This is a genomic window from Streptomyces sp. NPDC040589 (assembly GCF_055594445.1).
Map to the genome: position 1 here is coordinate 393,020 of NZ_JBVIWP010000005.1, position 12,270 is coordinate 405,289.

19 protein-coding genes are annotated in these 12,270 nt (G+C 68.6%); 15 read left to right on the top strand and 4 right to left on the bottom strand.

Annotated elements, in window-relative coordinates; genetic code table 11:
* The first annotated feature begins 100 nt into the window (after positions 1 to 100).
* Positions 101 to 532 carry a hypothetical protein gene (locus tag ACZ58V_RS24535; protein WP_468198748.1) on the top strand — a complete coding sequence of 144 codons (432 nt, stop codon included), beginning with the start codon at positions 101 to 103 and terminating at the stop codon, positions 530 to 532.
* 406 nt (positions 533 to 938) lie between these two features.
* Here the strand turns inward: ACZ58V_RS24535 and ACZ58V_RS24540 are convergent, their stop codons facing one another.
* Positions 939 to 1,556 carry a TetR/AcrR family transcriptional regulator gene (locus tag ACZ58V_RS24540; RefSeq protein ID WP_471292244.1) on the bottom strand — a complete coding sequence of 206 codons (618 nt, stop codon included), beginning with the start codon at positions 1,554 to 1,556 and terminating at the stop codon, positions 939 to 941.
* Between the two features lie 122 nt (positions 1,557 to 1,678).
* On the opposite strand from ACZ58V_RS24540, the gene ACZ58V_RS24545 reads away from it, so the two are divergent.
* Both ACZ58V_RS24545 and ACZ58V_RS24550 read left to right on the top strand, forming a co-directional pair.
* Entirely contained in the window at positions 1,679 to 2,083 is a 405-nt protein-coding gene (locus tag ACZ58V_RS24545) for a Dabb family protein (protein ID WP_471292247.1), read from the top strand.
* Between the two features lie 28 nt (positions 2,084 to 2,111).
* Positions 2,112 to 3,014, top strand: a complete 903-nt coding sequence (locus ACZ58V_RS24550; RefSeq protein ID WP_471292249.1) for an SDR family oxidoreductase — start codon at positions 2,112 to 2,114, stop codon at positions 3,012 to 3,014.
* Positions 3,015 to 3,116: 102 nt separating this feature from the next.
* Here the strand turns inward: ACZ58V_RS24550 and ACZ58V_RS24555 are convergent, their stop codons facing one another.
* On the bottom strand, positions 3,117 to 3,269 hold the full coding sequence (locus ACZ58V_RS24555) for a hypothetical protein (protein WP_468198755.1): 153 nt from the start codon (positions 3,267 to 3,269) through the stop codon (positions 3,117 to 3,119).
* A gap of 134 nt (positions 3,270 to 3,403) precedes the next feature.
* Between ACZ58V_RS24555 and ACZ58V_RS24560 the strand changes: the two genes are divergently transcribed.
* Complete coding sequence (locus ACZ58V_RS24560) at positions 3,404 to 4,747, top strand: helix-turn-helix domain-containing protein (RefSeq protein ID WP_471292252.1); 1,344 nt, start codon at positions 3,404 to 3,406, stop codon at positions 4,745 to 4,747.
* A gap of 38 nt (positions 4,748 to 4,785) precedes the next feature.
* Positions 4,786 to 4,941: a hypothetical protein gene (locus ACZ58V_RS24565; RefSeq protein ID WP_471292254.1), complete on the top strand. Its 156-nt coding sequence runs from the start codon at positions 4,786 to 4,788 to the stop codon at positions 4,939 to 4,941.
* Between the two features lie 24 nt (positions 4,942 to 4,965).
* Here ACZ58V_RS24565 and ACZ58V_RS24570 read toward each other — a convergent pair whose 3' ends face one another.
* Entirely contained in the window at positions 4,966 to 5,634 is a 669-nt protein-coding gene (locus tag ACZ58V_RS24570; RefSeq protein ID WP_471292256.1) for a GntR family transcriptional regulator, read from the bottom strand.
* A gap of 110 nt (positions 5,635 to 5,744) precedes the next feature.
* Between ACZ58V_RS24570 and ACZ58V_RS24575 the strand changes: the two genes are divergently transcribed.
* From ACZ58V_RS24575 to ACZ58V_RS24605, 7 genes are all read left to right on the top strand, one after another.
* Entirely contained in the window at positions 5,745 to 6,176 is a 432-nt protein-coding gene (locus tag ACZ58V_RS24575; protein WP_471292259.1) for a VOC family protein, read from the top strand.
* Between the two features lie 52 nt (positions 6,177 to 6,228).
* Positions 6,229 to 6,879, top strand: coding sequence for an NAD(P)H-binding protein (locus tag ACZ58V_RS24580; protein WP_468198766.1), 651 nt, complete (start codon positions 6,229 to 6,231; stop codon positions 6,877 to 6,879).
* A 52-nt stretch (positions 6,880 to 6,931) separates the two neighbouring features.
* Complete coding sequence (locus tag ACZ58V_RS24585) at positions 6,932 to 7,333, top strand: RidA family protein (protein WP_468198768.1); 402 nt, start codon at positions 6,932 to 6,934, stop codon at positions 7,331 to 7,333.
* The gene (locus ACZ58V_RS24590) at positions 7,333 to 7,767 is read left to right on the top strand and encodes an SRPBCC family protein (RefSeq protein WP_471292262.1); all 435 of its coding nucleotides are present in this window, start codon (positions 7,333 to 7,335) and stop codon (positions 7,765 to 7,767) included. The genes ACZ58V_RS24585 and ACZ58V_RS24590 overlap by 1 nt, the downstream gene beginning before the upstream one ends.
* Before the next feature lie 63 nt (positions 7,768 to 7,830).
* A complete protein-coding gene (locus ACZ58V_RS24595) occupies positions 7,831 to 8,940 on the top strand; it encodes an NADH:flavin oxidoreductase/NADH oxidase (protein WP_468198772.1) in 1,110 nt (369 codons plus the stop codon).
* Positions 8,941 to 9,018: 78 nt separating this feature from the next.
* Entirely contained in the window at positions 9,019 to 9,762 is a 744-nt protein-coding gene (locus ACZ58V_RS24600; RefSeq protein ID WP_471292265.1) for an SDR family oxidoreductase, read from the top strand.
* Between the two features lie 130 nt (positions 9,763 to 9,892).
* Entirely contained in the window at positions 9,893 to 10,279 is a 387-nt protein-coding gene (locus tag ACZ58V_RS24605; protein WP_468198824.1) for a site-specific integrase, read from the top strand.
* 70 nt (positions 10,280 to 10,349) lie between these two features.
* Here ACZ58V_RS24605 and ACZ58V_RS24610 read toward each other — a convergent pair whose 3' ends face one another.
* Positions 10,350 to 10,805, bottom strand: a complete 456-nt coding sequence (locus tag ACZ58V_RS24610; RefSeq protein ID WP_471292267.1) for a nuclear transport factor 2 family protein — start codon at positions 10,803 to 10,805, stop codon at positions 10,350 to 10,352.
* A gap of 14 nt (positions 10,806 to 10,819) precedes the next feature.
* Here ACZ58V_RS24610 and ACZ58V_RS24615 point away from each other — a divergent pair, with 14 nt between their 5' ends.
* From ACZ58V_RS24615 to ACZ58V_RS24625, 3 genes are all read left to right on the top strand, one after another.
* Positions 10,820 to 11,620, top strand: coding sequence for a helix-turn-helix domain-containing protein (locus tag ACZ58V_RS24615; protein ID WP_468198779.1), 801 nt, complete (start codon positions 10,820 to 10,822; stop codon positions 11,618 to 11,620).
* 102 nt (positions 11,621 to 11,722) lie between these two features.
* Positions 11,723 to 11,896, top strand: a complete 174-nt coding sequence (locus ACZ58V_RS24620; protein WP_468198825.1) for a hypothetical protein — start codon at positions 11,723 to 11,725, stop codon at positions 11,894 to 11,896.
* Entirely contained in the window at positions 11,893 to 12,201 is a 309-nt protein-coding gene (locus ACZ58V_RS24625; RefSeq protein WP_471292694.1) for a hypothetical protein, read from the top strand. Before ACZ58V_RS24620 ends, ACZ58V_RS24625 begins: the two co-directional genes overlap by 4 nt.
* Positions 12,202 to 12,270: the final 69 nt, after the last annotated feature.

Consider the following 12,270-nt stretch of genomic DNA (forward strand, 5'->3'; position numbering starts at 1 on the left):
TAGCCTCAATTTCGCACTGACCATGCAACAATTTAAGAAAACGGGGACGGACTTCGTGAGCGTACGAAGCAAGGGAATATCTTCCGTAATCGCCTTCGCCATGACCGGCGCGCTGTGTGCCGTCGGAGCGCAGACGGCACAGGCGGCTCCGGCGCAGCCGGAACTGCGCGCCGGAGCGGACGAGATCTGCGCGGTCCTGGGGATCGGCAGCGGCGCGGCGGGCCTCACCAAGGCCCTGGCCAAGGGCGCCTCGTGGGTCGGGATCGGCGCCAGCATCGGGTGCTACGCCTACACGAAGGCGAAGGAGGCCACACCCGCGGAGAGGCGAGCGGCCATGATCGCCTCCTACAAGAAGTACCAGGCCATGAGTGACATCAAGAAGCTCGACGCACTCGGCTACTACTGCCGCAAGAAGGACACCGGCGGTGGCGGCGGAACGGATGTCGCTCCCACCAACCCGACCGTGAAGGTGGGGTACCGCGACATCAGGATGAAGGGCGTGACGTACAAGTGCACGGCGACCGGGGACTGACCGGCCGCCGCGGCCCGGGCTATGGAGAACGCCTGCTGTTCTCCATAGCGCTGGTCGTGGTGAGTCTGCTGTGGATTACGCGGGACATGGCCGTGTGGGCGACGGCGACCTGTGCCGTCGGAGCGGCCGTAGGGGCTCTCGGAGTTTTCTACTTCGGCTGGCGTTATATTCGCGCACGCGGAAATTCGCACTAACCGAATTTCTTCATCGCCTTACGGCTTCACATCGCATTCGAACCAGACGGTTTTCCCGGGCCGGTCGGGCAGCGGATCCCACATGGTCAGCCGGGCATTACGGTGGGACACGAAGACCTCCGTGCGGTGTGTTCCTAGACAGCTCCACCACATCGGAGGTCTTCGCCATGTTCAAGACCCGCCAGTGTCAACAACGCTCGTGATCAATACACCTAGCTGCTCGCCGGTCGACCGTTCGCCGGCGTCTCGGTTCGCCAGCCGAGGAGGATCGTGCGAAGTGCCTGTTCGGCGAGGTAGCGGGCGCGATCGTTGCCGACGCTGCCGAGGTAACTGAGCGACGCGATGCCGTACAGCGTGCCCCAGAGGATCTCGCAAGCCTGGTCGAAATCGGCCAGGACCACGTCGTGTGCAGCCGACCAGGTGGTGAGCAGCTCCTTGAGGACGTCGATGACCGGTTCCGCGACGCGCCGGCGTTCGTCCGCGTCGACCATCGGGTCGTTCATGACCTGGAAGAGGTGGGGGTGCTCGCCGGCGAACCGGACGTACTGCGACGCAATGCGCGTCATGCGCCGGTCCGTATCGGGCTCCTGCGCGGCTCGGCGGAACTCGCTCAGCATCAGGCGGTGACCGTGCGCGACCAGCTCCAGTACGAGCGCGTCCTTGTTGGCGAAGTGCTGGTAGACGACGGGCGCGGAATATTCGACGTCGGTGGCGATGCGCCGGATCGTCAGGGCCGCGACGCCCTCGGTCTCGAGGACGTGCAGCGCGGCCTCGATGATCCGCTCCCGGGTGTTCGCCCGTTCGCGGGCCCGTCTCGTGCTGGTCGACATGGTCCGTCACTTCGCTTCGATGGTGTCCTCGAACACTAGTCACCGCCTTGACCGGGCCGACGACGCGCGCCATAGTTAACGCCGTTAGAAAATCTAACGGCGTTAAGAACGGGTGGAAAGTCATGATTTACCACATCAACAGAGTCACGATGAAGGCCACTGCGACGCCTGAGCAGATCGAGGGGGTGCTGGAGAGCTGGCGCAATCAGGGCCGGTCGAACCCCGCCGTCAAGTCCTTCGTCGTCGGCCGCGACCACGGCGGCGACTACACGTACGGCGCGGTGTTCGTCGTCGAACATCTCGACGGGCTCCTCGCCTACCTGACGCACCCGACCACCTACCAGACCGACCACCTCGGGCTGCACCTGGTCGAACGGCTGGAGATCTTCGACGTCAGTGACGACGACGACCCTGACCTGAACGCCAAGATCCAGGAACTGCACCGCCGCCGCAACGAGCTCAACCCGCAGATCGCCGGCATGCTCGCCGAGATGCCCACCTATACCGGCTCCGGCGTGGACGACTGACCGATACCCCGGAGAAGGAGAAACCGTCATGGCCAAGCACGTCATCATCGGTGCCGGTTCCATCGGTACCAACGTCGCTCGTCTGCTCGCCGAGCGCGGCGAGAGCGTCCGGATCGTCACCCGCAGCGGCTCCGGCCCCGAGCACCCGCTGGTCGACCGGGTCGCCGCGGACGCGTCCGACCCGTCCCGCATGACCGAGCTGTCCCGCGGTGCGGAAGTGATCTACCACTGCGCCAATCCACCCTCATACACGGTGTGGGAGAGCCTGTTGCCGCCCCTGCAGACGGCGGCCATCACCGCCGCCAAGGCGAACGACGCCGTCCTCGCGCTGACCGGCAGCCTCTACGCCTACGGTCCGCAGCCCGGTGGCCGGATGAACGAACACACCCCCATGGCCGCCACCGGGCACAAGGGCCGCCTGCGCAGACGCATGTGGGAACAGGCCCTCGCCGGGGGGATCCGCACCGTCGAGGTCCGCGGCTCCGACTACATCGGCAAGGACGCCAACGGCATCTACTCCCTGCTCATCAAGTCGGCCCTGCAGAAGGGGAAAGCGGCCTGGATCACCGGCCACCTGGACATGCCGCACACCTTCACCTTCAACGGCGACATGGCACAGGCCCTCATCACGCTGGCCTCGGAAGAACGCGCGTGGGGCCGGCCCTGGCACGTGCCGTCCGCGCCGGCCGTCACCATTCGCGAGCTGGCGCGGCGCTACGCCGTCGCGGCAGGCCGACCACCGGTCAAACTGATCCAGATACCGCGCTCCGTGACGCGTACGGCCGGGCTGATCGTGCCGATCGCCCGCGAGATGGCCGAGATGGACTACCAGTGGTACGCGCCGTTCCACATGGACGCGACGGAGACCGCCGAGACCTTCGGCCTGACCGCCACCGACCTCGACACCGCCGTCCGCAACGAGGTCAGCTGAACTCCCACCGCCACACCGGCACGTCGACGGCAGGTCCGCCGACACCGTGAACGTTCGTGGTCACGGCACTAGCTGCCGCCCCGCCTGTTCAGACGCAAGCCGTCACCTGGCGTGGGCGACGGTCCGCGGGCCGTGTTGTGGCTCCTCGGCTCTCGCCGGCCCCGCGTTCGCCGCGAGCAGCAGTGTCGCGACGGCGACGACGGCCGCGGTGAGACCTCTGGTGTAGCGCTCGGCGGTGCGTGTGCGTTCGAGCACGGCGACCTCGCAACTGGGGCGGTGGCGGTGGCTACGGCGGCAGCGTATTAAGCGGGTACGACAATTCGGCTTAACACTCCGTTTAACCTAGGGGCTGTTCGCGGCGAACGGCAAGAGGGGCAGGGGGAGTTGGCATGGGGGAGCGTGACGATCCAGGGACGATCGGGCGCCGGGTGCAGCGGTTGCGTGTCGAACGCGGGCTGACGCAGCGGCAATTGGCGGAACCTGTGTACACACCGGCCTATGTCTCCACCCTGGAGTCGGGCCGGGTGCGGCCCTCCGACGACGCTCTGCGGCATCTCGCCGAGCGGCTCGGCGTCGCCTTCGACGAGCTGGCCACCGGGCGTTCGGCGCGGCTCGTGACCGAGCTGCGGCTGCGGCTGACCGAGGCCCAGCGGACCTTCGCCGTCGGCGAGGCCGAACCGGCGGCGGAGCAGTACGCCGAGCTGCTCGTCGAGGCCGAGGCCCACGGACTGCCGGGGGAGCAGGCTGCCGCGCTGCTCGGGCTCGGTGAGTGCGCGGTGGAGACGGGCGAGCTGGTGGCCGGGCGGCAGTACTTCGAGCGGGCCGAGGCCTGTCTGGCCGGGGCGCCGCTGCCCGCCCGGGTTCCGGCCCTGCGCGGCCGGGCCGTCGCGCACTACCTCGCCGGGGAGCTCCGGTACGCCGTCTACCTGCTGGAGTCCGCCCTCGACGAACTGAACCGCGGCGGCCTGCACGACCCCGACGCCCTGCTGCTGCTCTACGCCAGCGTCATCGGGCCGTACATGGACATGGGCGCGCACGCGCGGGCCGCCCAGGCCGCCGAGTTCGCCCTGGCGCTCGCCCCGCAGTCCGGCGATCCGGCCCTGGTCGCCCGGATGCACCGGTCCGTCGCCCGCACCCTGGTCGCCGAGGGCCGCCTCGCCGAGGCCGATGCCTCGCTGGCCAAGGCCGCCGAGCTGTACCGCGGCCTGCAGATCCGCACCGAACTCGCCAACTGCCACTGGATGCGCGGCTATGTGTATGCCCAGGACGGGCAACTGGAGCGTGCGGAAGGCGAGTTGAGGGAGGCCCTCGGCATGCTGTCGGCCAAGCGCGCCGCCCTCTACAGCAGCCAGGTCGCCGTCGAGCTGGCCGATGTGCTCCATCGGCGCGGCAAGTCCGAGGAGGCCGCCGCGCTGCTGCACGGGGTGATCGACGACCTCTCCTCCGAGCGCGGCGCCGTCCACTCCGCCGCCGCGCACCGGCTGCTCGGCATCATCGCCGAGGACTCCCGCCGCACCGAGGACGCCGAGGAGCACTACGTCCGTGCCCTGAGCCTGCTGGAGCGGGCCGGTGCGGCCGGGGACCTGGCCGACCTGTGCCGGCTGCTGGGGGATCTGCTGCGGCGGACGGGCCGGGTCGAGGCGGCCCTGGACGCGTACCGGACCGGGCTCGGACACCGTACGGCCCCCGGTACGACCACCCTCGGACCCGCGCCCGCACAGCCTCCTCAGTGAGGAGAGCGCCCCCTCACAGCCTCCTCGGCCCTGTACTCGTGAAGCTGCCGTTACCGAAGGTACCGGCCGAGGAGTGGGCGGCGTACGCCTGGCAGGGCCGGGCGATCACCCGGCACCGTACCGAGATCCGTACGGCTTTCGGGTTCCGTGCGGGCACCGAGGAGGATCAGGAGCGCCTGACGGAGGCCGACTGACTGCGGGCGGCCGGCCCGAGGCACTCAGTTCGGGTCGGTGTGCCCGGCCACCACGTCGACGGCGTGGCGACGGTGTGCGGCGAAGAGAGCGAGCGCGGTTTCGGTGTCGCGGGAGCGCAGCGCGGTCACGAGTCCGTGGTGTTCGCGCGGGATGCAGCCGAGGTACCCGTCGGTGCTGAGGTTGATCCGGGTCAGCAGGAACAAGTGGACCTGGCACCGGATGCCGTCCCAGGCGTCGGCGAGGCGCTGGTGGCCGGCGGCGGCGAAGACGGCGTCGTGGAAGGCGATGTCCAGTCGGACCATCTCGTGGGCGTCCGTTGCGTGCTTCATGACCTCGGCTGCCTTGGCAAGGGACGCGAGGTCCTCGTCCGAGGCGCGCGTGATCACTTGGCGGACAGCCAGGTCTTCCAGGGCGCCACGCAGGCTGTCGAGCTCCGCGACATCCTCAGCAGACACCGTCGTCACTGTCGTCCCGCGGTGCCACGCGCAGTGCACCAGCCCCTCGCGCTCCAGGACGCGCAGTGCTTCCCGTACCGGGCCGCGGCTGACGTCCATCGTGGCGGACAGTTCCACCTCTCGGAGCTGGGCGCCGGGGGCGTAGACCCCGCTGAAGATGGCCTCCCGGATCCGGTCTGCGACCTCGTCCGACAGGCCACGGCGGCGGGCCGGGGACACCTTGCCGTGATCACTCATGTCCGGTTTGCACCTCCTCAGGCTACGTCCTAATGTTAACATCAACGAGTTGTCTCATTGTTAACATTAGGACAACGAAGCGTTGGACCCACTCTCGGAAAGGCAGGACCGTGACTGTCCTCGACTCCCCGATCCCCCGGTTCCACCTGGCCGTGCCGGTCGATGACCTGTCCGCTGCGCGTCGCTTCTACGGCGATGTGCTGGGGCTGGAGCAGGGCCGCAGTGCCGACACCTGGGTGGACTGGAATCTGCACGGCCACCAGTTCGTCACGCATCTCGCACCGGAGCGCGCGCATCGCGTACACAACCCGGTCGACGGTCACGACGTCCCGGTGCCGCACTTCGGGGTGATCCTTTCGATCCCCGAGTTCCAAGTCCTCGCCGACCGGCTGCGTGCGGCGGGCACCGAGTTCGTCATCGAGCCCTACGTCCGCTTCGAGGGCCAGCAGGGCGAACAGCACACGATGTTCCTCCTCGACCCGGCCGGCAACGCCCTGGAGTTCAAGGCGTTCGCCGACGACTCCCAGGTGTTCGCCGCCTGACGGGCGGACACGGCACCCCCTCTACTCACCACTCGAAAGACGGGATGAACTCATGAAGGTGTTCCAGATCGGCGCGGCCGGTGGAGTCGGCCGCCGCCTCACGCAACTCCTCGCCGCTCGCGGGGACTCGGTGACCGGCATGCATCGCGGGCCCGCTCAGGGCGAGAGCGTGCGAGAAGCCGGCGGGACACCGGTGATCGGTGATCTCATCACCGATACGGTTGACGACCTCGCGCAGAAGATGCGGGGCCATGAGGCGGTGGTCTTCTCGGCCGGCGCGCACGGCACCGGCATGGACAAGACGACGCTGATCGACGGCAAGGGTCTTCAGAAGGCCGCCGACGCGGCCGTGCTCGCCGGGGTGTCGCGGTTCGTCCTGGTCTCGGTGTTCCCCGACGCGCTGCGCGGCGGCGAGGCCGGTGAGGGCTTCGAGCATTACATCAAGGTCAAGAAGAGTGCCGACGTGTACCTGACGCGCGCGGATCTCGACTGGCTGATCGTCCGTCCCGGAACCCTGCTGGACACCCCCGGCAGCGGCCGGGTCACCGCCGGGCCCGCTGTCGAGTACGGCGACGTGCACCGCGACGATGTCGCCGCGTTCATCGACGCCGCCCTGCACGAGCCGCGCCTGAGCCGCGTCATCGTCGAGCTGACCTCTGGCGACACCGCCGTTGCGGACGCGGTCGCCCGCCTGGCCACCTGAGCCCGGCGCCCCCACTCACCCCTGCATCTACCACCAGAGAAGGACAACCACTATGACTGCGATCGATTCCTACAGCCACGGCGTCTCCGGCGAGCGCGAGTTCGGCTTCGCCCAGGCCATCAAGGTCGACCACACGATCTACGTCTCGGGCCAGCTCTCCCACGACGACGAGGGCAACTTCCTGTACCCGGGCGACTTCGAGGCCCAGACTGCCCAGGTCTTCGCCAACTTCGAGAAGGTCCTCGCCCACTACGGCGTCACCCGCAACCAGGTCGTCTCCGAGACCCAGTACATCGTGGACCTGCCGAAGTACAACAACGCGATGGCGGCCGCCAACCTGTCCTACTTCGGCGACCACCGCCCCACCAGCAGCACCATCGGAGTGGCTTCGCTGTTCTTCCCCGGTCAGCTCATCGAGACCAACTTCGTCCTCGACACCCGTCTGCCCGCCTGATGGCACAGGCGTACTGGAGCTCAGTTTTCACCAGCTCCGCAGACCAGATATGGGCCGTCGTCCGGCGGTTCAACGGCCTGCCCGACTGGCATCCGGCCATCTCGGCGAGCGAGATCATCGGGGGTGGCGACGGGCTCACCCCCGGTGCGGTCCGCCTCCTCACCGGGGCGGATGGCAGCACCTACCGGGAACGGCTCGTGGCGCTGGACGACGACGCCCGGAAGCTGACGTACGAGATTGTCGAGGCACCGCTGCCGGTCCGCGGTTACCGCTCGACGCTGCACGTCCAGCCCGTCACCGACACCGGCGGTGCCTTCCTCAGCTGGCACGCAGCCTTCGATCCGGCCGAGGGCACCACCGCCCAGGAAGCCGCCACGGTCCTCGAAGCGGCCTACGCCCCGGCCGTCGCGGGCCTCCACACGATCATCGCCTGACATCGGACGGCGCCGACCCCCGCGCTGTCATCGACCACCGATCACGAAAGAAGCACCACCCGCATGAGCGCCCTGTTCACCCCCCTCACCCTGCGTTCGCTTCAGATACCCAACCGGGTCTGGATGTCCCCGATGTGCATGTACTCCGCCGCCCCCGAAGGCCCGGACACCGGTGTGCCGACCGACTTCCACCTCACCCACCTGGCCTCCCGCGCCGCCGGCGGTGCCGGTCTGGTCATGGCCGAAGCTACCGGCGTACGCCCCGACGGGCGCATCAGCCCCTGGGACCTGGGCCTGTGGAACGACCGCCAGCAGGAAGCGTTCACCCGCATCACCGCGGCCATCAAGGCCCACGGCGCCGTCCCGGCCATCCAGCTCGCCCACGCCGGCCGCAAAGCGTCCGTCGACAAGCCGTGGCTGTCCGACCGCTACCTGAGCGAGTCCGAAGGCGGGTGGCAGCCCGTCGCCCCCAGCCCGGTCGCGTACGACGGACTCGCCGTCCCGCACGAGCTGACCGTGGAGGAGATTCAGCAGCTCGTACGCGACTTCGTCGACTCCGCCCGGCGCGCTCTGGCCGCCGGCTTCCAGGTCGCCGAGATCCACGGCGCCCACGGCTACCTGATCAACTCCTTCCTCTCCCCTGCCTCCAATCAGCGCACCGACGCCTACGGCGGCAGCTTCGAGAACCGCATCCGCTTCGCCCTGGAAGTCGTCGACGCCGTCCGCGCCGTGTGGCCCGAGGACCTGCCGGTGTTCTTCCGCACCTCGGCCACCGACTGGCTGACCGAGAACCCCGAGGACACCCGCAAGGGCTGGACCGGGGACGACACCGTGCGCCTCGCGAAGGAACTGCAAGCCCGCGGCGTCGACCTGCTCGACGTATCCACCGGCGGCATGGTCCGCGACGCCAAGATCGTCGCCGGACCGAATTACCAGGTTCCCTTCGCTGACCAGGCCCGCAACCAGGCTGGTATCCCTACTGCCGCCGTCGGCATCATCACCGAGCCGCAGCAGGCCGAGGACATCATCACCAGCGGGCAGGCCGACGCCGTCTTCCTCGGCCGCGAACTGCTCCGCAACCCTTACTGGGCCCAGCACGCCGCGCTCGCGCTCGACACCGAGCCGACCTGGCCGGACCAGTACGCCTACGTCGTCAAGCGCCGCAAGCGCTGACCTGCCCACCCGTACAGCCTCCGCCGTGCTGCCCCCAACCAGGGAAGGCGCGCTGAAGCACCGCGCTTGGAGATCCCCATGAACCACCTGCAGGACAAGGTCGTCGTCATCACCGGCGCCTCTTCCGGCATCGGCGCCGTCAGCGCCAAGGTCCTCGCCGCCCGCGGCGCCAAGATCGTCGCCGCCGCCCGCGGCCAGGAAGACCTCGACCAGTTGGTCGCCGACATCGAGAAGGCCGACGGCATCGCGGCCGCCCGGCTCACCGACGTCACCGACGCCGCAGACATGCAGGCGCTGGCCGACTTCGCCATCGCCACCTACGGGCGTATCGACGTCCTCGTCAACAACGCCGGCCTGATGCTCTTCTCGTACTGGAAGGACATCGCGCTCGACGACTGGAACCGGATGCTCGACGTGAACATCCGCGGCTACCTCAACGGTGTCCACGCCGTCCTGCCCGTGATGCTCCGCCAGAAGTCCGGTCACATCCTCAACATGGACTCGGTGGCCGGGCACCAGGTCGGCGACGGCGCCGGTGTCTACAGCGCGACGAAGTTCTTCGTGCAGGCCATGACCGAGTCCATGCGCAAGGAACTAGGCGTCCGCGAGGGCATCAAGGCGTCCACGATCAGCCCCGGCGTCATCGACACCGGCTGGGCCGACAAGGTCACCGACCCCGCCGGACGCAAGGCCGCCCAGGAGCTCAACGCCATCGCCATCAGCCCCGAGTCCATCGCCGATGCCGTCGTCTACGCGCTTGACCAGCCCGCCGACGTCACCGTCAACGACCTCGTCGTCTCCCCCACCCGTCAGAACTGGTAGGTAACACCCCGGGGCCCCGAACGAGGACCCCTGCGACGGCGGACGACCCTCGGCGGGTCCACCCGGGGTCCGCTTCTTTCAGGCGAATCTGGCCGCGCCGTGGAACAGCAACGCCAACCGGGCCCGAGCACTGGCCCGGTTCTTCACGTTCCTGCACACCGCGCGCGGCGGGAAGTCGTGGCGGGCTGCCACGGAGGCGGATCATCTGGCGTTCCACCAGTGGCGCCGTCGGGATGAGGCAGGGCCGCATGTCGAGGGCGGAACCTGGAACCAGGAGGTGTCGCTGGTCAACCAGTTCTACGAGTGGGCTGTCCGGCAACGCTACGTCGCGGCGGTCCCGATCCCGCACCGCGCCCGCCGTCCCCCGCCCATGGGCTCGGTCGCGCCCGATCAGGCCGCGTGGTCTGATGCCGTGCATCGCAAGGCGCCGAGAGCCCTGGATGGGGGAGGAGCTGCCTGGGCTTTTCGGCAACGCGGCGAGGTGCGGTGCCAGGCCGCGCGACCCGGGCGCTCATAGTGCAGGGACCCCTTAGGGAGAATTGCACCCTCACCCGCTCGTCGTTCGAGAGCGGAAGCGATACGACTGGTCAGCGCCCAGCGGGCTCCCACCACACCAGATTGGCGGCCGCCTGGGCCACCGGCTCGATGATCTCCCAAGCCTCGGCGATCAGCCCCTCGTCGATCCGCCAGATATCGACGACCGCGATCTCCGGCCCGGCATCGGGGAGCTGTCGCCGCGAGTGCATCACGACGTGATCACCGTCGGCCAGCAGGTGGTGGACCTCGACCCGCATATCGGCGAGCGGGGTGAGTGCCGCCTGTACGGCGGCGAGCCATTCCGCTTTGGTCGAGGAAGTCGAGTCCGGCCTGTGGTGGACGAAGTCATCGCTCAGCAACGGTTCGAGCGCGTCGACGCTGCCCGTCTCGATCAGTTCCGCCAGTGCCCGTTGAACGACGCTCTTGTTGTCTGTGGTCATGGACGCAGTGTTTCCGCGGTCGCAACGGTTGTCGATGAAGTCGGATTTCATGGCGTGCGGCTCCACGATGAGTACTCTCGATGACCATGCATACGGTTGGGGAGCTCTTGCGGCAGTGGCGGCATCGCCGACGACTCAGCCAACTCGATCTTGCGATCGCGGCCGACGTCTCGGCTCGTCACGTCAGCCTGGTCGAGACGGGCAAGTCCAACCCGAGCGCCGACATGGTCCTCCGGCTCGCGGACCAGCTCGATGTGCCGTTGCGTGATCGCAACCGGCTGTTGCTCGCTGCCGGCTTCGCACCCCGGTACGCCGAGCGGCCACTCGATGACGGTGCGCTGTCGGCGGCCCGGGACGCGGTCGAGAGGGTGCTCCGTGCGCATGAGCCGTACCCGGCGGTGGCCTTCGATCGCCGGTGGAACATCGTGATGACCAATCGCGCGATCGAGCCGTTCTTCGCGGACGTCGACCCCGACCTGCTACAGCCGCCGATCAACCTGGTGCGGCTGGGGCTGGACCCGCGTGGGTTCGCCCCTCTGGTCGTCAATCTGGCCGACGTGCGTGTGGTGTTCCGCTCCCGAATCAGGCGTCAGCTCGCCGTTGCTCCCGACGCTGAGCTCACCGCGCTCTACGAGGAACTGCTGGAGCCCAACTCCGAGGACGCATCGAGCCGATCGGTCGAATCCGATGTCCTGATCCCGATGATCCTTCGCTTCAACGGACGAGAGCTGCGGCTGTTCTCGACCATCACCACGTTCGGCACTCCGATGGACATCACGCTGGACGAGGTCGCGATCGAGTCGTACTACCCGGCGGACGCAGAGAGCGCCGCCTACTTCGAGGAGTCCAACGGTGACGTTCGAGCAGCTGCCTCCCCCTGATCGGTGAGGATCGGATGGCCACTGACCTGGTCAGATTCGCAAGGCTGCCCCATCGGCCGGGTGGGTCCTGTGGGGCTGACCCTGGCTATCGTGGCTCGTGAGGTGGGATTGGTACCCGGCACGCTCATGCAGCGGTTCGGATCCAAGCGCGGGCTGCTTCTGGCACTCGCCGAGCAGTCCGCGGCGGCTTCCCGGCGCTGCCGTCCGGGAACCCCCTCGACCTCACCCTCGCAGAGTTCGGCTCCCGGGCGGTCTACGACAGCAGCCGCTCGCTGAAGGGACGTACGGTCCGGCTCACCGGCTTCGTCACCCGCGACGACGACGGCACCTGGTACGTCACCCGCCTCCTCGTCTCCTGCCGCGCCGCCGACGCCACGACCGGCAAGGCCGAGGTGCGCGGCGCCGACGCCCCGCCCGTCGACACCTGGGTCACGGTCACCGGCACCTGGCACCCCCGGGGTGGGCTCGGCCGCCGCCTGGCCGCCGGTCCTCGACGTCACCTCCGTACGGCGGGTGCCGCAGCCGGACAGCCCGTACGAGAAGCGCTGAGCGGGGCGTTTCGCCCCATCTGTGACGGGTAGTCGGGGCACGATTCCGGGAGGTCTTCGGAGCGCGAGGGTGTCGGTCGCCAGGCGTCCGGGGTGATCGAA

Excerpts from the sequence above, each read along its gene's own strand:
- ACZ58V_RS24535 (WP_468198748.1), top strand. The coding sequence starts at position 101 with ATGACCGGCGCGCTGTGTGCCGTCGGAGCGCAGACGGCACAGGCGGCT.
- ACZ58V_RS24540 (WP_471292244.1), bottom strand. The coding sequence starts at position 1,556 with ATGTCGACCAGCACGAGACGGGCCCGCGAACGGGCGAACACCCGGGAG.
- ACZ58V_RS24545 (WP_471292247.1), top strand. The coding sequence starts at position 1,679 with ATGATTTACCACATCAACAGAGTCACGATGAAGGCCACTGCGACGCCT.
- ACZ58V_RS24550 (WP_471292249.1), top strand. The coding sequence starts at position 2,112 with ATGGCCAAGCACGTCATCATCGGTGCCGGTTCCATCGGTACCAACGTC.
- ACZ58V_RS24560 (WP_471292252.1), top strand. The coding sequence starts at position 3,404 with ATGGGGGAGCGTGACGATCCAGGGACGATCGGGCGCCGGGTGCAGCGG.
- ACZ58V_RS24570 (WP_471292256.1), bottom strand. The coding sequence starts at position 5,634 with ATGAGTGATCACGGCAAGGTGTCCCCGGCCCGCCGCCGTGGCCTGTCG.
- ACZ58V_RS24580 (WP_468198766.1), top strand. The coding sequence starts at position 6,229 with ATGAAGGTGTTCCAGATCGGCGCGGCCGGTGGAGTCGGCCGCCGCCTC.
- ACZ58V_RS24585 (WP_468198768.1), top strand. The coding sequence starts at position 6,932 with ATGACTGCGATCGATTCCTACAGCCACGGCGTCTCCGGCGAGCGCGAG.
- ACZ58V_RS24590 (WP_471292262.1), top strand. The coding sequence starts at position 7,333 with ATGGCACAGGCGTACTGGAGCTCAGTTTTCACCAGCTCCGCAGACCAG.
- ACZ58V_RS24595 (WP_468198772.1), top strand. The coding sequence starts at position 7,831 with ATGAGCGCCCTGTTCACCCCCCTCACCCTGCGTTCGCTTCAGATACCC.
- ACZ58V_RS24600 (WP_471292265.1), top strand. The coding sequence starts at position 9,019 with ATGAACCACCTGCAGGACAAGGTCGTCGTCATCACCGGCGCCTCTTCC.
- ACZ58V_RS24615 (WP_468198779.1), top strand. The coding sequence starts at position 10,820 with ATGACCATGCATACGGTTGGGGAGCTCTTGCGGCAGTGGCGGCATCGC.